Here is a 21,808-nt window from a genome sequence, read left to right as displayed (position 1 = left end):
AGCTTGATTAAAAAAAGCAAAAGCGATTTTATAGCGCTAAACTCTTTTTCTTAGTAAATACATTCAGCGTTAAGCCTATAATTATTAGTAATATTCCTATCAAACTCCAAAGGGTATAAATTTCTTCAAACCAAAGTAAGCCTAATATTATAGTAAAAATAACTTCTAAATACTTTAATGGAGCTACCTGATTAGTTTCTCCTAACTGCATAGCTTTTGTCATATACAATTGAGCAAAATAACCAAACACCCCTAAGCTAAGTAGTACTAACCATTCTGTTCCTTTAGGGTTTATCCAATTGTTTATTGATAGTAAACCTCCAATAATTGCAGAAATAACCATAAAATAATTTACAACTACTACTGGATGATCTTTACCGCCTATTTTTCTAATCGATATATAAACTAAGCCTGCAAATAATGCAGATACCAGAGCAAAAACTACACCTTTTAAGTTTAATTCTGCACCTAATCCCTTTAAAACAATAACTCCAGAAAAAGCAATTGCAAAAAACAACCATTGTATAGGTTTTATTTTTTCTTTAAGTAATATCAATGCAAAAAAAGCAGCAAAAATAGGAGCTATATATCGTAACGATACTGCAATTCCTAAAGTTATAAATTTTAATGATAAAAAGAATAACAACATTGAAATAAGACCAAAACCACTTCTTAAAACCAATAACCCTCTTTTGTTTCCTAATAAAGAAATTTGATTTTTTAGTAAAAACGGCACTGTAAAAAACAACGTTCCTAAAGATCTAAAAAAAACAATTTGATATACACTAAAACTATCTAATGCTTTTACAAAAACATTCATAAATGTAAATGCGAAAGCACTAATTATCATATACTTAATGGTTTTATTCAATAGATTAAATTAAGTAAGTCATCCTTTTCAATTTTATAATATTATTTTCTTAAATCTTTAATAATGCTTAATGCTTCTCTTGTCATGCTTTCAATTTTTTCATAATCAAAGTTACCATTTGCATCTTTGGCTATTAATTTAGAGCCCATTCCTACGCAAGTAACTCCTGCATTAAACCACCCTGCAAGATTTTCTCTTGTTGGCGACACACCACCAGTAGGCATAATACTTGTCCATTGGCAAGGGCCTTTTATAGCTTTTACAAAATCTGGTCCGTAAATTCCACCAGGGAACAATTTTACAATTTCGCAACCTAACTCTTCGGCTCTTGCTATTTCGGTTAACGACCCACAACCTGGAGACCATAACACTTTACGCCTATTACAAACAATTGCAATATCTTCCCTTAACACAGGAGTTACAATAAAATTAGCTCCATTTTGCATATACAATGATGCCGCAGCAGCATCTGTTACAGAACCCACACCCATAATCATACCTGGTAATTCTGCAATGGCGTATTTTGTTAACTCTGAAAATACGTCTAAAGCGAAATCTCCACGTGCCGTAAACTCTAATAATCTTGCCCCACCATCATAGCAGGCTTTTAAAACTTTTTTACTTTTTTCTATATCACTATTGAAAAATAAAGGAACTAATCCTGTATCCTTCATGACTTGTGCTACTTCTAATCTTGAATATTGTGCCATTTTTTCTAATGTTTATTTGTTAAATCGCTTAAATATTTATCTGTTAAATTGAATAGACAACTCAACAGATAAACGTATAAACACTTTTATTATCTTGCTACTCTACCAGAAGCATCTCCACCCATTAATTTTTCAACCTCAGCAACAGTAACTAAGTTTGCGTCACCTTTAATTGTGTGCTTTAAACAGGATGCTGCAACAGCAAAATCCAATGCGTTTTGATCATCTTCTGGGTATTTTAATAATCCGTAAATTAAACCTCCCATAAAAGAATCTCCTCCACCAACTCTATCAACTATATCTGTAATTTGATATTGGCGCGTTTCGTACATTTTATTTCCATCATATAAAACGCCTGCCCAAGTATTGTGAGAAGCTGATATAGAACCTCTTAAAGTAGTAATTACTTTTTTAGCTCTAGGGAATTTTTCCATCATTTGTTTACAAACAGACAAGAAAGCTTCTGCTTTTACATCGTGCCCATGCTTATGAACATCTAATCCTTCAGGATGAATTCCAAAATGCTTTTCTGCATCTTCTTCATTTCCTAAAATGATATCGCAATACGAAGTAATTTCAGTCATTATTTTTTCTCTATGAGCGTCATTGCAGTATTTCCAAAGTTTAGCTCTATAATTTAAATCTGTTGAGATAATAACCCCTTTTGCGCTTGCAGTTTTTACCGCTTCTAAACAAACATCTGCAGCACCTTGAGAAATAGCAGGTGTAATTCCAGTCCAATGAAACCATTCAACGCCATCAAAAACAGCATCCCAATCAATCATTCCAGATTCTATTTCAGAAATTGCAGAATGTGCTCTATCGTAAACCACTTTAGATCCTCTAGACACAGCTCCTGTTTCTAAAAAATAGATTCCTAAACGGTCTCCACCCCAAACAACTTTATCAACTCCAACACCACGTTTTCTCATTTCCATCATGGCACACTCACCAATGTCATTTTTTGGCAAACGTGTTACAAAATCAACATCTACACCATAATTTGCAAGTGAAACAGCTACGTTTGATTCACCACCGCCATAAACAACATCAAAATTGTTAGCCTGCGAAAATCTTAAAAATCCTTGTGGAGCCAATCTTAACATAATTTCTCCAAATGTTACTACTTTACCCATTTTTATAAAATATTACTTTAATTAATTATTGGTTAAACGTTTAAGCTAGAATTAAAAATAAAATCAAAACCTATATTTCACAATTTGTTTTGATTATTCTACTTCAAATAGTATCTTTGTTTAAACGATTAAGCAAAGGTATAAAAATTTGTCTAAAAAAAACAAAACTACCATAAAAGACATTGCCAATGTACTAAATATTTCTGCCGCGGCGGTATCTAAAGCTTTGCATAATGACTCAAGAATTAGTGAAAAAACTAAAAAAGCTGTTAAGCAAGTTGCAAAAAATTTAAACTACCAACCTAATCATTTAGCAAGTGCTTTAAGGCGCGGCAAAAGTAATTTAGTAGGTGTTATAGTACCTAAAACCAATAGCAATTTCTTTTCTTCTGTAATAGAAAGTATGGAAACTGTTCTCAACAAAGCTGGTTACAATATTATAATTACACAGTCTAACGAATCTTTTGAAAAAGAATGTAAAAACATCGACACGCTTTTATTTACACAAGTAGACGGAATTATAGCATCTATGGCTAATGAAACTGTAGACTTATCACATTATGAAAAAATAAAGTCTAAAGGAATTCCTTTAATTTTGTTTGATAGAGGTGAAAACGATTTAAATGTAGATTACGTGGGTATTAATGATTACCATAGCAGCCATTTAATTGTTGAACATTTAATTGCTAAGGGCTGTAAAAGAATAGCCCATATTGGTGGCTACAGAAGAACCCGAATTTTTAATAATAGAATTCGTGGTTATATAGATGCTATTAAAAAAAACAATTTACCTATAGATGATAACTTGATTATTGAAAGTGATTTAACACTTAATGATGGAAGAAAAAAAATGGCAAAGATGTTAAATTTTGAGAACAGACCTGATGCTGTATATGTTGCAGGAGATTATGCTGCTCTTGGAGCACTGCAAGTTTTAAATGAAAACAATATTGATGTACCAAATGAAATTCGTTTAGTTGGTTTTGGCAACGAGCCGTTTACTTCTTTAATTTCACCAACTATTTCGAGTGTTAACCAGCATAGCAATGATATTGGTCGTCTTACTGCAGAAACTTTTTTAGAACGTGTCTCAAATCCTGAAATTAAACAAACTTTAAATAAAATAATTCTTGATGCAGAATTAATAGTTAGAGATTCATCCAAATAAGTGTTTTTATAAAGCTAAAAAAGTTTAAATCAGTTCAACTTAAATTGGTTACGGGATTATAATTTTAAATGTTTTCTAAAAAGGCAACAAGATTTTCTTTACTATCTAATTTTAATTTTTTTCTTAACCGATGTCTTCCTATTTCAACTGAATTTACAGAAATATTATTAATATTTGCAATTTCTTTAGAACTCAGTTTAAGTTTAACTTGCACTGCTAATTGCACTTCTTTCTCTGTAAGATTAGGATGTTTTTCTTTTAGTTTGAATAAAAAGTCGTTTTGCAATGTTTCAACACTTGCATGAAACTTTTGGATATCCTCATTTAAATCTAGTTTAAATGTATATTCTTTTATTAACGACGCTACTCTTTTTTTAATCTCATTAACATCTTTAAACTCTATACTTTTAAAAGATCTTGTTAGCTCTTTATACAAAGAAGATCTTTGCGAGATAAACAACGCTAAATTAGTTAATTCTTTCATCCTAAATTCTAATTTATGCTCTAGATTTTCTCTTAAAAGCAACTGTGTTTTTTCGCGCTCTTCTGATAGTTTTTCGCTTTGCCTAAAAATAGCTTTCTTCTTTTTAATATTATTCCAAAGTGATGCTATAATCAAAAGAGCAATTATTGATGATAAAATGGAAGCAATCAAAATACCTCGCTTTTTTTGAGCTTCTATATTTCGTTGTTGTTCCAATAATTTAATTTCAGACTCTCTCCGTTCTGCTTCATATAATATTCTCATTTCGGCTAATTTCTGACTTTTATCATTTGAAAAAATACTACTTTTAAGTTCATCATATTTTTTATGATTATTATAAGCTTCTTCATAGTTTCCTAACGCCAAAAAATAATCAGATCTTATTCTATAATTTTCTACAATCCATTCTATATTATCTTTTAGCCTTTCCATAATTAATCTGGACTCATTTAAAAGTTGGTAGGCTTTATCAAAATTTAATAGTTTTAAATTTACTAAGGCAAGTTCGTTTAATATTTCAACCTTATTTTGCTCATCTTTAATTTCATTTACCATCTCAAGTGAGGTCTCCAATAGTTCTTTAGCAGAGTCTAACTCATTAATTTTACGATAACAAATTGCCATGTTTTTCATGGTTTCAGAAATCCTGTCTTTATTATTAAATGACTTCTTTAACTCTAATGATTTTCTAAAAAAAGACAGTGCTAAATTACAGTCATCATTTTTAGCATGAATTAAACCGATACTATTTAAACTGTATGCAATTCTTTGTTTATCATTTATTTTTTCATGTATTTCAAGTACTTCTTTATGATATTCTAAAGCTTTATCAAAATAACCTATGTCATAATATAGCCACCCTAGTGTTCGTAATGTAAAAGCCAAATCAAAATCATTCCCAATATCTTTCCTTATCTCTAGAGATTTTAAGCCATAACTTAAGGCCTTATCGTAAAAATCGTTAAACAAATAACCTTGGCACAGATTAATAAGAGCTAAACCCTCTTGTTTTTTATCATTATATTGTTTTGCTAATTGTAATGCTTCTGTAGCATATTCAATAGTTTTATCTGGATTTATTAACCAATATATTTCAGAAACCCTGTTTAATAAAGGTATTTTGTCTTTACCTATTGATTTAGGCAAAATAGTTAATAGACTGTCCATTTCAAATTGTGAATCGTTTGGATTTTCGTCCCAAATGTTAGTTTGTGAATAAGCTATTGAACCAATAAAAAAAAACATTATTATTAATTTTAATTTCATAACACAACTATTTTAACCGTAAAACATTTAACTATTATCTTATACCCAATTTATTCTTTTTAAATACGCTTTAAAAAGGACTTTAATACGGGGTTCTTGTAATCTTTTTTCCAAACAGCAAATAATTCTGTTTTTAATTCAGAATTATTTAATTCTATAAAACGTATTTTATAATTATTTTCGTCTTTTAATGAATTAGGAATAATTGACAAACCCATTCCATTCTCCACTAATTTAAATATTGTTCCTCCGTGTATAGCTCTATGAGAAATTTTTGGACTAAAATTATGCTTAGAACATAAGTTAAGGATTTGCTGAAAATACATTGGGCTACTTTCGTTTGGATACAAAATAAAAGATTCATTAGCGCATTGACCTATATTATTAAAGTTCTTTCCATTTATTGGGTGGTCTTGTGGTAGCACTAAAGAAAAATTCTCAATATAAACAGGTTTAATATTCATATGAGGTAAAACTTTGTTTGATCGCATAAAACCGATATCGATATTGTCTTGCTCTAAACCTCTTAATTGATCTGAATTAGTGAGTTCTTCTAAAGACAATCTAACATTAGAAAAATCGTTTGTAAACTGTTTTATAATTGGGGGCAAATAATTCTTCATTGCCGAGCCTACAAAACTTATTTTTAGTTGTCCATTATTGCCATCTAGTGATTGTTGCCATCGCTTCAATGAAGTATCAAAATAATTCATAATCCCTTTTGCTTCCTCTAAAAAAAGAACCCCCGCAACACTTAATGACACTCTTCTATTCGTCCTTTCAAACAATTTTACATTTAATATAGTTTCTAATAAATTTATTTGTTGACTTAATGCAGATTGCGATATAAATATTTTTTCCGCTGCCTTTCTAAAATGTAATGTGTCTGCTAAAATTAAAAAATAACGAATATGGCGAATTTCTAATTGATTTGTTTTACTTAACATTTGATACTAAATAAAAATTAAAGCTACTCAAACTTACTTCTATATTTGCTGAAATAAAAATTTTTTAATAAAAAAATAAACAAAACACTATGCCAACTCAAAGAAAATATCAACCTACAGAGAAAGCACAAGCCTTTTTAGCCAAAGTTGAAAATGCTAAATATGATCGTGGAATTATAACTGGGCTTAAAAAGTATATAGATAAAAAGGTATCTGAAGACATGCAAGATTTCTACTCGGAAGAAGAATTGCAAGTATTAATTGATATGAAAAACACGGACCGAGACGTTGAAGCGCGTATGCCAGTAAAAATAACTAATCATTATTATCAAATAGCAAAAAATAGTAAAGCTGTACAAACGTTAGTTAAGGCTAGTCCTAAAGAAACATTTGACCTTGAAGGCGCTCCAGACCCTGGAAATCAGATGTCATATAGCCCTATAGAAGGTTTAATTCATAAATATGAATTAGGGCTTATATATGTGATTAATACCTGTTCGGCGCATTGTCGATTTTGCTATAGAGAAGAGCTAATAGCTAAAAAAGAAATTCTTAGAGAAGATGGCACAGTTGCCTCAAAAGGTTTAGCAAAGATCCCAGAACTAGTTAATTATATTCAAGAACATAATAAACTAGTTGAAGAAAACGGAGGAAAGCACCCTGAAACAAATAGAGAAAAATTAAGAGAAATTTTAATGTCTGGTGGAGATGCTATGGTTCTTGGTAACAAAAACTTGGCAGAATGGTTTTCTGCACTAGCTGATGCAGGTATTGAAAGTATAAGATTAGGAACTAAAGAGCTTGCCTTTTATCCAGATCGATTTGATCGTACTTTTTTTAACATGGTAGATGATTTTCATGCCGCATACCCTGAAGTGCAATTAAGAGTTATGGTTCATTTTAATCATCCAGATGAGTTTTTACAAAAGGATGATAATGGAAATTATATAGAAAATCCAGAAGGCGGACTACTTTGGATTGAAAACACGAAACATGCCGTTAAAGAATTAGCTGATAGAAAATTTATTATAATTGAGAATCAAGCACCGTTTATAAAAGGAATTAATGAAGATCCTAATGATATAAGAATTATGCAACGTGAGTTAAAAAGAAATAGAATTAACAATCATTATTTTTTCTGTGGACGCGATATTATTGGTCACAAAGCATTTAACCTCACCATTGAAGATGCATGGAAATTATTAAATGACTCGCAAAAGGGATTGTCTGGTGTTGAAGCTAGTGCCCGATTGTCAATTACACATTACTTAGGTAAAACAGAGGTAGTAGCAGTAACAAATGAGCCAATACCAGGTATACCAGGTACCGAAAACGGTGTAGTGATTTTTAAATTGTTGCGTGGAACTGCTGATGCAAAAAACAAAGGTCAAGTGGCTATTGTAGGCAGAAACCCAGAAGCGATATGGTTTAGTGGATACGAAGACAGAGTGATTATTGATGAAGCTGGATTATTTACAGAATCTATGAAGGAAACTAGTAGTGTTAGTTAAGAGGTAGTAAAAATTAAAGATTACACCACCATTTGGTGAACTATCAAGAATTCTAAATAAATATATATTATGGCTTTTGTAGTTGGAGAAAATTGTATTAATTGTAAACACACAAGTTGTGTTGAAGTATGCCCCGTAAATTGTTTTTACGAAGGACCTAATTTTTTGGTTATTAATCCCGATGAATGTATTGACTGTGAAGAGTGTGTTCCTGCATGTCCAATTGGTGCTATATATTCTGAAGATGACCTCCCTGAAGATCAAGAACATTTTTTAGATATAAATGCTGAACTCTCAGATATCTGGCCTCAAATAACAGAAGTTAAGGAAGCTTTACCTGATGCCGATAAATGGGACGGCATAGAAGGAAAATTGAACTATTTGGAGCGATAGCTAATATAAATTACAAAAAATGATTAATAAACAAGCTAGTTCATTATCCGAAGCAGTAGTAGATATATTCGATGGAGCAACAGTTATGGTTGGTGGGTTTGGTGAGGCAGGTAGCCCTATTGAATTAATTCATGCATTAATAGATCACGGAGCAAAAAACCTAACTGTGATTAGTAATAATACTGGAAGTGGTCATGTTGGACTTGCCGCTCTAATTGAAAACAAGCAAGTAAAAAAAATGATTTGTTCATTTCCAAGAACCGCAAATTCTATGGTTTTTCCAGAATTGTATCGAGCTGGAAATATTGAATTAGAATTAGTTCCTCAAGGAACGTTAGCAGAACGAATAAGAGCAGGAGGCGCAGGAATTCCTGCATTTTACACAGCTACTTCAGTAAGCACTTTATTAGCAGAAGGTAAGGAATCCCGAGACTTCAACAATCAAAAATTTGTTTTAGAGTATGGAATAAAAGCTGACTTTTCTCTTGTGAAATGTGATAAAGCTGATAGATATGGAAATTTAACATATCATGCAACAGCTAGAAATTTTGGACCTATTATGTGCACAGCTGCAACCGTTACTATTGTTCAAGCAAAGACCATTGTTGATGCTGGTAATATAAATCCAGAAGAAGTGATTACTCCAGGAATTTTTGTTAATAGAGTAATAGAAGTAAATAATCCAGCTCATGAATCTAGTTTAGTAGAGCAAGAAAAAAAATACCCATGGTAACAACAGGTAAAAAAATAGGTTGGAATCGTGCAGAAATGGCACAGAAAGTTGCCCTTGATATTCCTAATGGATCCTATGTAAATCTAGGCATTGGAATTCCAGAAATGATAGCTGATTTTGTCCCAAAAGGGAGAGAAGTAATATATCAAACTGAAAATGGATTGTTAGGAATGGGGAAAGCACCTAATCAGGGAGATGAAGACAAAGAACTAATTAATGCAGGTAAAAAATGTGTTACAGCTATTCCGGGAGCTAGTTATTTTCATCATGCAGATAGTTTTGCGATGATTCGAGGAGGCCATATAGACATATGTGTTTTAGGGGCTATGCAAGTTTCTAAAAATGGTGATTTGGCAAACTGGTCAACAGGTGCAAAAGATGCTATTCCAGCAGTAGGTGGAGCTATGGATTTAGTGGCAGGCGTAAAAAAAATTTTTGTAATTACTCAACATGTTACAAAACATGGAGCACCAAAAATTCTTAAAAAATGTACATTTCCAATTACAGGTAAACAAGTTGTAAAAAGAATTTACACAGACTTGGCAATAATTGATGTAACAAAGAATGGGTTGTTTGTTAAAGAATTAGGCCCAAATGTAACTTTAGATTACGTTAAAGAACGTACAGAACCAAAATTAAAACAATACTAGAAAATTTACTTTTTTTACTTTCATTATGGAATCTAAAAGTTTAACAAAAAATAAAACAGGAAAAGAGAACACTGCTATTTATAGTCGTGCTTGTAAAGTTATTACTGGAGGGGTAAGTAGAAACACCATTTTTAGAGAGCCTCACCCGTATTATGTGTCGCACGCAAAAGGAAGTTATATCACTGATATTAAAGGTGTTGAGCGTATTGATTTTGCTAACAATATGGCATCCTTAATTCATGGGCATGCCCATCCAAATATTACAAACGCTGTAACCAAACAATTAAAAAAAGGAACAGCCTATACAATGGGAACCGAATCTGAAGTAGATTTTGCTGAATTGTTGATTAATAGATCTGTTGGGTTTGAAAAAATTAGATTTGTTAATTCTGGAACAGAAGCAGTAATGACCATGATAAAAGCTTCAAGAGCATATACTGGTAAACCTAAAATAGCTAAAGCAGAAGGTGCATATCATGGAACCTATGATTATGCAGAGATGAGTCAAACAGCTAACCCAAGTAATTGGGGAGACATTAATAAACCAAATACCGTCCCCCTAGTAGATGGAACTCCTCAAGGTGTGGTGGATGATGTTGTTATTTTTCCATTTAATGATATTGAACGAACCTTAAACATATTAGATCAAAATGCTGATAAAATAGCCTGTGTGCTTATAGACCCTGTTCCGCATCGTATTGGGTTATTTCCTGCCAGTAATCAATTTATTGAAGCTATTTATAAGTGGACTCGTAAAAATAATGCAATACTTGCATTCGATGAAGTTGTGACATTTCGGGTTAATTATGGGGGGGCTCAAGATAATTATTCGGTAGTACCAGATTTAACAGCTATGGGAAAAATAATTGGAGGCGGATTTCCTATTGGAGCATTAGCTGGGAAATCAGAAATAATGCAGGTTTTAAACCCTAGGCAAGCCATATTAAAGCATCCACATTCAGGAACTTTTTCAGCAAATCCAATTTCTACTACTGCAGGAAGAATAGCTATGGAGATGTTTGATGAAAATGCAATTTTAAGATTAAATGAATTAACAAAAAAAGCGATTTATCAAATTAAAGAATCAATTAAAATAGCCGATGTACCAATTTCTATAACAGGAGATGGTTCAATGTTTAGATTGCACTTTACAGAAACCGCTCCAAGATTATATAGAGAGGCCTATCAACCAAAGCAAATTAAAAATATAGTAACAGAACTTTTAGATTACATGTTTTTAAAAGAACATATTATAATGATTAACACCTGTGCTTGCATGTTCGCAACTACACTCGAACAAAAAGAAATTGATCGTTTATCGCAAGCTTTATTAAATGGATTTAGATTAATCAAACCAAAACTATTAAGATAATATAAAAGGCAATTACGTAATGAAAAACATGAAGGAAGTATTTATTTGTGATGCGATTAGAACACCAATAGGCCGTTACGGAGGCTCATTATCTTTAGTTAGGGCAGATGATTTATGTGCTGTTCCTTTAAAAGCATTAATGGATAGAAACCCTGATATGGATTGGAATGCTATAGATGATATTGTTATAGGATGCGCTAATCAAGCAGGAGAAGATAATCGAAACGTCGCTCGAATGGCATTATTATTAGCTGGGTTTTCAGAAACCATTAGTGGCTCAACGGTAAATAGGTTATGCGGTTCAGGTTTGGATGCAATAGGTACAGCTGCTAGAGCTATTAAATCTGGTGAAACAGAAATTATGATAGCAGGTGGTGTAGAAAGCATGTCAAGAGCTCCATTTGTTACAGGAAAATCAACTCAGGCCTTTTCAAGAGAAAGTAAAACCTACGATACAACAATTGGTTGGCGTTTTGTTAATGAAAAACTTAACAAAATGTATGGAACAGAGGGAATGATTCAAACAGCTCAAAATATTGCAACAGATTTTAATATTAGTAGAGAAGATCAAGATGCATTTGCACAGCGCAGCCAAGAGAAAGCTGATAAAGCAAAAAAAAACGGCAATCTTTCTAGAGAAATAACTCCAGTTTTTATACCTAAACAAAGCAAACAGAAATATTCAACAGAGTTTTTAGACGATGAACATTTACGCTTAACTTCATTAGAAAAACTAAATAGTTTAAAATCTATTAGTGGAGAACATGGTAGTATTACAGCTGGCAATGCTTCGGGAATAAATGATGGGGCAGCTGCTTTACTTTTGGCATCAGGAGAAGCAGTGAAGAAATTTAATCTGACTCCAAAAGCAAAAATATTAGGAATGGCTACAGCTGGAGTTTTACCTAGAATTATGGGCATGGGGCCAGTCCCTGCAACAATAAAGGTATTAGAAAAGCTTAATTTAACTCTAAATGACATAGATATCATAGAACTTAACGAGGCATTTGCTGCACAATCCTTAGCTTGTTTAAGAGCTTTAAATTTAAAAGATGACGACCCTAGAGTAAACCCTCTTGGAGGAGCTATTGCACTTGGACACCCCCTTGGTATGAGTGGAGCAAGAATTGTTACAAGCGCATTGTACCAAATGGAAAATTCTAAAGCAAAAAAAGCTCTTTGCACAATGTGTATTGGAGTAGGGCAAGGAATTTCTATAGTATTAGAAAAGATATAGTAATGAAACATCCATGATTAATATTTAATCACACAACCAAATGATTATTTAGGATGTTACATGTGACCGTTGAATAACAATAAATATAAACACATGAAAAGTATACTTAAAAAATTTAATTTAGAGACTCCTTATTACAGTGTAAGTACAGGAGAAACTTGTTGGGAAGGAAATGGAGACACATTTAAAATAAATTCCCCTGTAGATGGTCTAGAAATTGGTCATGTACAAGGAGGAACCATTTCAGATTTCGATAATGTAATGAATCAATCTAAAGAAGCTTTTAAAATTTGGAGAACGATACCAGCTCCCCAAAGAGGAGAAATAGTAAGACAATTTGGAGAAGCCCTTAGACAAAATAAAGAAGACTTAGGAGCTTTAGTTAGTTACGAAATGGGTAAGAGTCTTCAAGAAGGTTATGGCGAAGTACAAGAAATGATTGACATCTGTGATTTTGCTGTTGGATTGTCTCGTCAGCTTTACGGATTACAAATGCATTCTGAAAGACCAGGACATAGAATGATGGAGCAATGGCATCCTTTAGGTGTTGTTGGTATTATCTCTGCTTTTAATTTCCCTGTTGCAGTATGGGCGTGGAATACAGCTTTAGCATGGATATGTGGTAATGTTTGTGTGTGGAAACCTTCAGAAAAAACTCCTTTTACTGCTTTAGCTTGTCAACAAATAATAAAGAAAGTGTTATTAGATAATGACTTACCAGAAGGTATAAGTAATCTAATAATAGGAGGAAGAGACATAGGACAAGAGATGGCTTCGCATCCTGATATTGCATTAGTTTCTGCAACAGGATCCACACGAATGGGCAAAAGTGTAGCAGAAACAGTCGCTAGAAGATTAGGTAAGTCTATACTAGAACTTGGAGGAAATAATGCTATTATTGTTACAGAGAACGCTGATTTAAAGCATGCAATCCCTTCTATAGTTTTTGGTGCCGTAGGAACAGCAGGTCAGCGATGCACATCAACAAGACGATTAATTATTCATAAGAGTCAATATGATAATTTGGTTAATCAATTAGTAAAAGCATATGAACAACTTCATATTGGAAATCCTTTAGATGAATCTAATCATGTAGGCCCTCTTATTGATACACAAGCAGTAGAAGAATATAAAAACACTATTCAGAAAGCAATAGAACAAGGCGGTAAAGTTCTTGCTGGGAATAAAGTATTAGCTGGCGAACAATATTTATCAGGCTGTTATGTAAAACCAACTATTATTGAAGCTAATGTTAACATGACCATTGTAAAGCACGAAACCTTTGCTCCAATTTTATATGTCATGACATATACTAATTTTACTGAGGCTATAAAAATTCAAAACTCTGTACCTCAAGGCTTATCATCTTCAATATTTACACTTAATATTAGAGAGAGTGAAGAATTCTTATCGTATTCTGGTTCTGACTGTGGTATTGCCAATGTCAATATTGGAACCTCTGGCGCTGAAATAGGAGGTGCTTTTGGAGGCGAAAAAGAAACTGGAGGTGGTAGAGAAAGTGGTTCTGATGCATGGAAAGCTTATATGAGAAGACAAACCTGTACAGTTAATTATGGAAAAGAAGCACATTTAGCCCAAGGAATTGTTTTTAATTTCTAATATATTTTTATTACATTAATCCCTAAAACTTAAAAATATATTTTAAGAAATATTAAATTGTTGGTTTTAAATGATTTTATAAATGTTGCTACCAAAAAAATAATGAAACTCGAACCGAAATACCAAAATAAAAGAGCCTGAAATTCTTAGAGAATTATGGTATTGAATAAATTAAATGACAAAAACGGTTTAAGAATGATTAACTATTGTGAATTACAAATAAATACCCAACAAGCTGAAAATATTCTTTTCAATCTTTTTAATATTAAAGGACATGCTTCTGCACTTCCTGGTGAAGTAGATTTTAATTTTAGAATTAAGATAGCTCATGAAGAAGGTTATATTTTAAAGATATCACGACCAGACGAAAACGAAAACTACCTCGATTTTCAACAGAAACTATTACAATATTGTGAAGCCCAAGGAAACAATCTTATAGCACCAAAAGTTGTTGCAGATATAAACGGAAATGCCATTTCTGAAATAATTGATGACTATGGAAACAAACGTAAAGTGCGATTACTATCATGGGTTTCTGGTAGAGTTTGGAGCAATGTCAATCCGCAATTAGATAATTTACGGTATAGCCTAGGAGAACAATGTGGGCTTTTAACTAAAACTTTACAAGGTTTTAACCATAAAGAAGCCCATCGCGAATTTGAATGGGATATTGCTCAATCTCTTTGGACTAATCAATATATTAATTTATTTAATGGTAAAGAAAAAAAGATTCTTTCTGCATTTCAAAATAAATTTGAAGACAAGCTAAATGCCTATTCCAAACTAAGAAAATGTGTTGTTCATAACGATGCAAACGACAACAATGTTATTGTTTCTGAAGACTTATTAAATCCAGTGGTAAAGGCAGCTATAGACTATGGAGACGCTATTCACACCCAAATTATAAATGATCTAGCTATTGCATGTGCTTACGCAATAATGAAACATAATGACCCTCTAGAGGCGTCTCTACCCATTGTAAAGGGCTATCATAGTACTTTTCCATTACAGGAAAAAGAGTTGGACCATTTGCATATCGCCATCGCTATGAGATTGGTTATTTCGGTAACTAAATCTGCAATAAATAAAATTAAAGAACCAGACAATAAGTATTTGCTTATTAGTGAAAAATCCGCATGGGAAGTATTAAAAAAATGGCATTTAATCTCTGATGAATATGCAGGCTATAGTTTTAGGAAGGCTTGTGGTTTTATTGCACACCCCAATGAAAATAAATTTAAAAATTTCGCAAAAAATACTTCTTTTAAATTATCTGACTTATTCCCTAGCATTGGAATAAATGAAATACAAGCTATCGATTTAAGCGTTTCAAGCAAATGGATAGGTCATCAAGAAGATTTCAACGATTTAGAATTATTTGAATTTAAAATTAATCGACTTCAAAAAACGGTTCCCAACCGTATCATTGCAGGTGGTTATTTAGAGCCTAGGATACTTTATACCTCTCAAGCCTATAACAAAGTAGGAAACAGAGGAACAGAAAATCGTAACATTCACTTAGGAATAGATTTCTGGTTGCCTTATAACACTCCTGTTTGTGCAGTATTGGATGGAAAAATAGCCATGGCTATTAATAATAATGGTGATAAAGAATATGGTGGTTTAGTAATATTAGAGCATTATACAGAAAGCTTAACTTTTTATTCGCTTTACGGACATTTAGATGTTGAAAGTGCTACCCAGCATAAAATTGGAGACCACATTAAAAAAGGAGAAATTATTGGTAAATTAGGTAGTTATCCAGAAAATGGCAATTGGGTGCCTCATTTGCATTTTCAAATCATGTTATCACTACTAGATTATGAAACCGATTTCCCTGGGGTTGCCTATTTCAGTCAGTTAGAGGTTTGGAAAAGTATTTGTCCAGATCCAAATTTATTATTTAAATTAAAACCACTTAAACCTAAAAACACGATCTCGAATAGTGACCTAATTAACTACCGAAAGGAACACTTAGGAAAAAGTTTAAGCCTACAGTATAAAATACCCATAAAAATGGTACGTGGTAACGGCCAATACCTCATAGACCAATATGGGAAAAAATATTTAGACACAGTAAACAATGTGGCTCATGTAGGGCACGAAAATTACAATGTTGTTAAAGCTGGACAACAACAAATGGCTCTTTTAAATACCAACTCGCGTTATTTGCATGAAAACATCAATGCGCTAGCAAAAGAACTTATTGAAACCTTACCACCCGAACTAAATGTTTTACATTTTGTGAATTCAGGAAGCGAAGCTAACGAATTGGCTATTAGAATGGTTAAAGCAGCAACTGGTGAACGCGACATTATTGCCTCAGAAATAGGGTATCACGGAAACTCCAATATGTGTATTGATATGTCTTCATATAAATTTGACGGTAAAGGTGGTAAAGGTGCTCCAGAGCACACTCATATTTTTCCGCTACCTGATGCTTTTAGAGGTAAGTACCGCGGTGAAAATACTGCCGATAAATATGCAGAAGAAGTACAAAAGCAAATAGACATTGTACATAAAAAAGGACGAGGTGTTGGAGCCTTTATTATAGAACCTATTATTAGTTGCGGCGGACAAGTAGAATTACCTGAAGGCTTTTTGGCTAAGGCCTATAAAAAAGTAAGAGCTGCTGGAGGTTTATGCATTTCTGATGAAGTACAAGTAGGATGTGGTCGTTTAGGAAAAACCTTTTGGGGCTTTCAGCTTCATAATGTAACTCCAGATATTGTTACCATTGGAAAACCATTAGGTAATGGGCATCCCCTTGCCGCAGTAGCTTGCACCCAAGAAGTTGCTAATAAATTTGCAAATGGTATGGAATACTTCAATACTTTTGGAGGTAATCCCGTTTCTTGTGCTATTGGAGCAGAAGTTTTAAAAACAGTAAAGCGAGACAACCTACAACAAAACGCCTTGAATCTTGGTGAATTTTTAAAAGCAGAATTTAAAAAACTTGCGAAAGAATTTCCTATAATTGGAGATGTTAGAGGGCAAGGTTTATTTTTAGGTATTGAATTAGTTGACGCCAACTTAAACCCGTTAGCCGCTCAAACGGATTATTTAGCAAACCGCATGAAAGATTATGGTATTTTAATGAGTACCGATGGACCAGACCATAATGTGTTAAAAATAAAGCCTCCTATTATTTTTACTCAAGAAAATGCTGAAGAATTAATTCTCTATTTAACTAAAATATTCAAAGAAGATTTTATGTTGTCCAAATAATAAAATATCTATAACAATGAAAAAGCTAAATATTATAATCTTATTTTCCATCATACTACTTACTAGTTGTTATTCTAAGCAAAAGAAAACAGAAAGGGAGAATCCTCCAAATTTAGTCATTTTCTTTCCCGATCAATGGAGAGCACATGCCATGGGATTCATGAATCAAGACCCCGTAATTACACCTAATTTAGATAAACTTGCAAGCGAGGGTATTGTATTTACTAATGCAGTTGCCAACTATCCTGTTTGTAGCCCTATGAGAGCCATGCTTATGACTGGTAAATATCCTTTTGAGAATGGAGTTATCAATAATTGTATGGAATATGAAGGACAACCAATCTACCAAGAAAACATGGAACTCAAGCAAGAAGAAATCTGTTGGTCTGACATTCTAAAACAAAAAGGATATAATTTGGGATACATTGGAAAATGGCATTTAAGTAAACCCAAAAAACCTTACATAGATTGCTTAAACAATAATGATAAAGAAGGAAATAAATGGAATGAATGGACACCTCCCAATAATAGACATGGTTTCGATTATTGGTATGCTTACAATACTTATGATTACCATATGAATCCGCTATATTGGTCCACAGATGCAAAAAGAAATGAATTTCATTATGTAGATCGATGGAGCCCAATTGAGGAAGCCGACAAAGCTATAAAATATCTAGAAAATAAGGATAATAACTATAGAGATTCTTCTAAACCCTTTGCTTTGGTAGTGGCCATGAATCCTCCTCATGATGATGGTGTTGGAGACTATAAGGCATATCCCAAGAAATATCAAAAATATTATAAAGACAAGACATATACAGAACTGGCAAATCGCCCCAATGCCAAATTAAAAAATGGAGAATGGTCTGATTGGGTTACAGGGCACATGAAAGATTATTTCACAATGGTCACTGGAGTTGATGATCAAATAGGGAAAATACTAGAAACTTTAAAACAACAAAAGCTAGACAAGAATACCATAGTTTTGGTAGTATCCGATCATGGTGAATTGATGGGGAGCCATAATAAGCGAGGAAAAGACCTCCCATACGAAGAAGCTATGCGTATTCCATTAATTATTAAATATCCAGAAAAACTTAGCCCTAGGAAAGAAGATTTAATGTTATCAATACCCGATATTTACCCTACCTTAATGGGGCTTATGGGATTTGAAAATGATATCCCACAAGCAGTAAGCGGCACTAATTTTACTAATTATCTTTTTAAAGGAGAAGGAGAGATTCCCCAATCTCAATTGTATATTTGGGTTGGAGAAAGAACTAACACAGGACTAAGGGGAGTAAGAACCAAAAGATACACATTCGTTGTCAATAATAATCCTCCAATACATATTCCAGATAGCTTACTACTCTTTGATAACCATAAGGACCCTTACCAAATGAAGAATATTGCTTATCAAAATCCCAAGTTAGTAGATAGTCTTAAAACCGTTTTATCGGATTGGTTAATAAGAACAAATGACCCTTATAAGCTTAACTAATTAAATTACTTATAAATAAAATTATTCTACTTTACATGCTTAAGCTCAATTATAAAGTGTAACATTTAAAAACACCCTTTTATAAGAATGTTTTATATTAGATGCTAATATGAAAGAACTATTAAAACTTGCTATTAAAGCCTCTATTAAAGCTGGAATTGTAATTGAAGATATTTATAAAAATGATGATTTTGAATTAGAAATTAAAAACAATAATAGCCCTTTAACTAAAGCTGATAAGGCATCAAACAACATAATAAACACATTGTTAAAATCGACTTCAATTCCAATAATAAGTGAAGAAAATAAAGAAGTTATATATAATGAAAGAAAACATTGGAAAAAATGTTGGATTGTTGACCCACTAGATGGAACAAAAGAGTTTATAAAAAAGAATGGAGAGTATACAGTTAATATTGCTTTGATTGAAAATAATAAACCTATTCTTGGGGTTATTTTTATTCCCACGTCAAAAGAGCTTTATTATGGTAATGTTGGAGATAAAAAAGCTTATAAAATAACTCTAGACAAAGAGTTTAACAGTATTAAAAATTGGTTTGATGATGCATATAGGTTATTGCCAAAAAATACAAACAAATCAATAATAAAGGTGGTTGGAAGTAGATCTCATATGAATGATAAAACAAAACAATTCATAAAAAAATTACATAACAATTATGCTTCAATAGATATTGTATCAAAAGGCAGTTCTATTAAATTTTGTTTAATAGCAGAAGGCAAAGCAGATATTTATCCTCGATTTGCTCCTACCATGGAATGGGATACAGCTGCAGGTCAAGCCATTTGTGAGGCTGTTGGTATTCGAGTTATATCTAAAAATACATTTAAAGATTTAGCATACAATAAACCCAACTTGTTAAACAATGAATTTATAGTTTACAATGATACTGTAATATTTAAAAAAGAATGGATGACAATTTAAAAACATACGCTTATAAAATAACTAGAAAAGAACGCTTAAACATTAATGGTCATAATTCATTTCTTATTTTATTTACTGGCTTATCTGGTGCTGGTAAATCAACCTTAGCAAATAGTTTAGAGCATTTACTTTTTAAAAAAAACATTAATACCTATACCTTAGATGGAGATAGTATTAGAAAAGGGATTAATCAGGACTTAGATTTTAGTCCAGAGGACAGATCTGAAAATAATAGACGGGTAGCAGAAACTTCAAAATTGTTTATTGATGCAGGTGTAGTTGTTTTAGCTGCTATTATAGCACCTTATAAAAAAGATAGAGATATTATTAAAACCATTGTTTCTTCAAATAACTATATAGAAGTTTATGTAAATACCAGTATAGAAACTTGCGAAAAAAGAGATGCTAAAGGTTTATACAAAAAAGCTAGAGCTGGAGAAATAAAAAATATGACTGGCATTTCTTCGCCTTATGAAGCACCAACACATTCAGATATTGAAATTAACGAGCATCTTTCAATAGGTGAAGCCACAGATTTAATCTTTGAGTTAATAAAAGACAAATTAACAGAAATTGGAACATAAATTTCTAGTTTCTTTAATCAATCTCATAATCAAAATTAAAGTCTTTAGAGTAAGTATGCTCCCTTTTCATTATTTCTGAGATTTTACTTACCTCTAAGGGATATTCTTCTGCTATATTTTTTAACTCACCAATATCTTTTGAGAGATTGTAAAGTTCAATTGGTGCATCGGAACCTTTTGAGGCGTTTAAACGCACACCTTTCCAGTTGCCAAGTCTTACGGCTTGTTTGCCTCCTTCAGAAGACCACTCCCAATAGAGAAATTCGTGTTTTTTCTGGGGCTTACCAAGCAATTCGTTGTAATAGGAAATTCCATCAGTCCATTTAGGAGGCTCTACTCCAGCTATATTACATGCTGTAGGTAGGAAGTCCCAAAATGCTGAGGCATGCATAGACAGAGAGCCTTGAGCAATTTTACCTGGCCAATAAGCTATCATTGGCACACGAATACCTCCTTCATAAAGGTCTCTTTTAATACCCCTAAGAGATCCTGAACTTTTAAATATTTTGGAATCTACACCTCCTTCTTCATGGGGTCCATTATCTGAAGCAAATATTACCAACGTATTATTGTCTATTCCAAGCTCTTTTAGTTTAGAAATTATTTTCCCCACATCGCGATCTAGATAAGATACTGAAGCTGCAAATGCCTGCTGAACTGGTTTCATTTCAGAAAGAGAAGTATCGTACCCCATTAACTCTGGCACTTCCATTCCTATTTCATTTAAATACCAAGCTTCATTGTTTGCATGTGGTAAAGTATAAGACAGATACAAAAAGAAAGGGTCCGTTTTATTGTTTTCAATAAAACTTAACGCTTCATTGGTAAAGATATCCTGAGTATGAGTATTTTTCTCTGTCGCAATACTTCCTATGCCTTTCGCATAACTTTCTGGAATAATCTTAACCTTATTATTTGTTTTCAAAGTATCTGAATTTTTCCAAAGCCAGTCGGTATAAGCATTGTGTGCCCTTATTTGGTCTAAATAGCCTACAAAATAATCAAAACCTTTCTTAGAAGGTTGCCCTGCTGATCCATTGTCTCCCAATCCCCACTTTCCAATAATTGCTGTTTTATAACCTGCGTTTTGCATAATTTGAGCTACTGTAGTATCAGCAGATTCCAATGAAAAATTATATTTATTACCTCTTATTTTTGATTTTCCAGTGTGTTTACCAGTCATTAATGAGCAACGCGAAGGTGCACATACAGTACTTCCTGCATAATGATTGGTAAATCGCATACCAGACCTTGCTAGATTATCTATAAAGGGGGTTTTTATTTGTTCTTGTCCGTAACATCCCAAATCGCCATAGCCAAGGTCATCGGCAAGAATAAAAATGATGTTTGGTCTATCAGAAACAGTTTTTTGCTTATTCTTTGACATGCATCCAGACAGGCAAATGTAGGTGGCAACAATCGATATTAATAGTTTTATTTTCATTACAACA

The 21,808-nt window shown here is 32.7% G+C and carries 18 protein-coding genes; 12 read left to right on the top strand and 6 right to left on the bottom strand.

The annotated features are described in order from the left end of the window. Positions 1-28: 28 nt before the first annotated feature. The 3 genes from L3X37_RS01725 to L3X37_RS01715 all read right to left on the bottom strand — a co-directional run bounded on the left by L3X37_RS01725 (position 29) and on the right by L3X37_RS01715 (position 2,717). Positions 29-850, bottom strand: a complete 822-nt coding sequence (locus L3X37_RS01725) for a DMT family transporter (RefSeq protein ID WP_237238448.1) — start codon at positions 848-850, stop codon at positions 29-31. A 62-nt stretch (positions 851-912) separates the two neighbouring features. Beyond that, a complete protein-coding gene (locus L3X37_RS01720) occupies positions 913-1,581 on the bottom strand; it encodes a bifunctional 4-hydroxy-2-oxoglutarate aldolase/2-dehydro-3-deoxy-phosphogluconate aldolase (protein ID WP_237238447.1) in 669 nt (222 codons plus the stop codon). A gap of 89 nt (positions 1,582-1,670) precedes the next feature. Further along, positions 1,671-2,717: a sugar kinase gene (locus L3X37_RS01715; protein ID WP_237238446.1), complete on the bottom strand. Its 1,047-nt coding sequence runs from the start codon at positions 2,715-2,717 to the stop codon at positions 1,671-1,673. A gap of 148 nt (positions 2,718-2,865) precedes the next feature. On the opposite strand from L3X37_RS01715, the gene L3X37_RS01710 reads away from it, so the two are divergent. Next, entirely contained in the window at positions 2,866-3,885 is a 1,020-nt protein-coding gene (locus tag L3X37_RS01710) for a LacI family DNA-binding transcriptional regulator (RefSeq protein ID WP_237238445.1), read from the top strand. A 64-nt stretch (positions 3,886-3,949) separates the two neighbouring features. Here L3X37_RS01710 and L3X37_RS01705 read toward each other — a convergent pair whose 3' ends face one another. Both L3X37_RS01705 and L3X37_RS01700 read right to left on the bottom strand, forming a co-directional pair. Beyond that, positions 3,950-5,635 carry a tetratricopeptide repeat protein gene (locus L3X37_RS01705; RefSeq protein ID WP_237238444.1) on the bottom strand — a complete coding sequence of 562 codons (1,686 nt, stop codon included), beginning with the start codon at positions 5,633-5,635 and terminating at the stop codon, positions 3,950-3,952. 59 nt (positions 5,636-5,694) lie between these two features. Then, positions 5,695-6,582 carry a LysR family transcriptional regulator gene (locus L3X37_RS01700; protein ID WP_237238443.1) on the bottom strand — a complete coding sequence of 296 codons (888 nt, stop codon included), beginning with the start codon at positions 6,580-6,582 and terminating at the stop codon, positions 5,695-5,697. An 89-nt stretch (positions 6,583-6,671) separates the two neighbouring features. Here L3X37_RS01700 and L3X37_RS01695 point away from each other — a divergent pair, with 89 nt between their 5' ends. The 11 genes from L3X37_RS01695 to cysC all read left to right on the top strand — a co-directional run bounded on the left by L3X37_RS01695 (position 6,672) and on the right by cysC (position 20,357). Beyond that, a complete protein-coding gene (locus tag L3X37_RS01695; protein WP_237238442.1) occupies positions 6,672-8,093 on the top strand; it encodes a hypothetical protein in 1,422 nt (473 codons plus the stop codon). Between the two features lie 69 nt (positions 8,094-8,162). Beyond that, entirely contained in the window at positions 8,163-8,486 is a 324-nt protein-coding gene (gene fdxA, locus L3X37_RS01690; RefSeq protein ID WP_237238441.1) for a ferredoxin FdxA, read from the top strand. 19 nt (positions 8,487-8,505) lie between these two features. Further along, a complete protein-coding gene (locus tag L3X37_RS01685) occupies positions 8,506-9,219 on the top strand; it encodes a 3-oxoacid CoA-transferase subunit A (RefSeq protein ID WP_237238440.1) in 714 nt (237 codons plus the stop codon). Next, positions 9,213-9,869, top strand: coding sequence for a 3-oxoacid CoA-transferase subunit B (locus L3X37_RS01680; RefSeq protein ID WP_237238439.1), 657 nt, complete (start codon positions 9,213-9,215; stop codon positions 9,867-9,869). Before L3X37_RS01685 ends, L3X37_RS01680 begins: the two co-directional genes overlap by 7 nt. 25 nt (positions 9,870-9,894) lie before the next feature. Further along, complete coding sequence (locus L3X37_RS01675; protein WP_237238438.1) at positions 9,895-11,241, top strand: aspartate aminotransferase family protein; 1,347 nt, start codon at positions 9,895-9,897, stop codon at positions 11,239-11,241. Positions 11,242-11,269: 28 nt separating this feature from the next. After that, complete coding sequence (gene pcaF, locus L3X37_RS01670) at positions 11,270-12,478, top strand: 3-oxoadipyl-CoA thiolase (RefSeq protein ID WP_237238437.1); 1,209 nt, start codon at positions 11,270-11,272, stop codon at positions 12,476-12,478. 93 nt (positions 12,479-12,571) lie between these two features. Continuing rightward, complete coding sequence (amaB, locus tag L3X37_RS01665; protein WP_237238436.1) at positions 12,572-14,098, top strand: L-piperidine-6-carboxylate dehydrogenase; 1,527 nt, start codon at positions 12,572-12,574, stop codon at positions 14,096-14,098. Positions 14,099-14,293: 195 nt separating this feature from the next. Beyond that, a complete protein-coding gene (locus L3X37_RS01660) occupies positions 14,294-17,326 on the top strand; it encodes an aminotransferase class III-fold pyridoxal phosphate-dependent enzyme (RefSeq protein WP_237238435.1) in 3,033 nt (1,010 codons plus the stop codon). Between the two features lie 16 nt (positions 17,327-17,342). Beyond that, complete coding sequence (locus L3X37_RS01655) at positions 17,343-18,830, top strand: sulfatase family protein (RefSeq protein ID WP_237238434.1); 1,488 nt, start codon at positions 17,343-17,345, stop codon at positions 18,828-18,830. A gap of 109 nt (positions 18,831-18,939) precedes the next feature. Next, entirely contained in the window at positions 18,940-19,773 is an 834-nt protein-coding gene (gene cysQ / locus L3X37_RS01650) for a 3'(2'),5'-bisphosphate nucleotidase CysQ (protein ID WP_237238433.1), read from the top strand. Then, complete coding sequence (cysC, locus tag L3X37_RS01645) at positions 19,758-20,357, top strand: adenylyl-sulfate kinase (protein ID WP_237238432.1); 600 nt, start codon at positions 19,758-19,760, stop codon at positions 20,355-20,357. Before cysQ ends, cysC begins: the two co-directional genes overlap by 16 nt. Positions 20,358-20,370: 13 nt before the next feature. On the opposite strand, the gene L3X37_RS01640 is transcribed toward cysC, so the two are convergent. Further along, positions 20,371-21,801, bottom strand: coding sequence for an arylsulfatase (locus tag L3X37_RS01640; protein ID WP_237238431.1), 1,431 nt, complete (start codon positions 21,799-21,801; stop codon positions 20,371-20,373). Positions 21,802-21,808 lie beyond the last annotated feature (7 nt).

This window comes from Wocania arenilitoris, assembly GCF_021728535.1.
Lineage (GTDB): Bacteria > Bacteroidota > Bacteroidia > Flavobacteriales > Flavobacteriaceae > Wocania_A > Wocania_A arenilitoris.
This window is presented reverse-complemented; position numbering and strand designations above follow the sequence as displayed.

Bases quoted from the DNA above. Each gene is read 5' to 3' on its own strand.
- L3X37_RS01725 (WP_237238448.1), bottom strand. From the start codon at position 850: ATGATAATTAGTGCTTTCGCATTTACATTTATGAATGTTTTTGTAAAA.
- L3X37_RS01720 (WP_237238447.1), bottom strand. From the start codon at position 1,581: ATGGCACAATATTCAAGATTAGAAGTAGCACAAGTCATGAAGGATACA.
- L3X37_RS01715 (WP_237238446.1), bottom strand. From the start codon at position 2,717: ATGGGTAAAGTAGTAACATTTGGAGAAATTATGTTAAGATTGGCTCCA.
- L3X37_RS01705 (WP_237238444.1), bottom strand. From the start codon at position 5,635: ATGAAATTAAAATTAATAATAATGTTTTTTTTTATTGGTTCAATAGCT.
- L3X37_RS01700 (WP_237238443.1), bottom strand. From the start codon at position 6,582: ATGTTAAGTAAAACAAATCAATTAGAAATTCGCCATATTCGTTATTTT.
- L3X37_RS01695 (WP_237238442.1), top strand. From the start codon at position 6,672: ATGCCAACTCAAAGAAAATATCAACCTACAGAGAAAGCACAAGCCTTT.
- fdxA (WP_237238441.1), top strand. From the start codon at position 8,163: ATGGCTTTTGTAGTTGGAGAAAATTGTATTAATTGTAAACACACAAGT.
- L3X37_RS01685 (WP_237238440.1), top strand. From the start codon at position 8,506: ATGATTAATAAACAAGCTAGTTCATTATCCGAAGCAGTAGTAGATATA.
- L3X37_RS01680 (WP_237238439.1), top strand. From the start codon at position 9,213: ATGGTAACAACAGGTAAAAAAATAGGTTGGAATCGTGCAGAAATGGCA.
- L3X37_RS01675 (WP_237238438.1), top strand. From the start codon at position 9,895: ATGGAATCTAAAAGTTTAACAAAAAATAAAACAGGAAAAGAGAACACT.
- pcaF (WP_237238437.1), top strand. From the start codon at position 11,270: ATGAAGGAAGTATTTATTTGTGATGCGATTAGAACACCAATAGGCCGT.
- amaB (WP_237238436.1), top strand. From the start codon at position 12,572: ATGAAAAGTATACTTAAAAAATTTAATTTAGAGACTCCTTATTACAGT.
- L3X37_RS01660 (WP_237238435.1), top strand. From the start codon at position 14,294: ATGATTAACTATTGTGAATTACAAATAAATACCCAACAAGCTGAAAAT.
- L3X37_RS01655 (WP_237238434.1), top strand. From the start codon at position 17,343: ATGAAAAAGCTAAATATTATAATCTTATTTTCCATCATACTACTTACT.
- cysQ (WP_237238433.1), top strand. From the start codon at position 18,940: ATGAAAGAACTATTAAAACTTGCTATTAAAGCCTCTATTAAAGCTGGA.
- cysC (WP_237238432.1), top strand. From the start codon at position 19,758: ATGGATGACAATTTAAAAACATACGCTTATAAAATAACTAGAAAAGAA.
- L3X37_RS01640 (WP_237238431.1), bottom strand. From the start codon at position 21,801: ATGAAAATAAAACTATTAATATCGATTGTTGCCACCTACATTTGCCTG.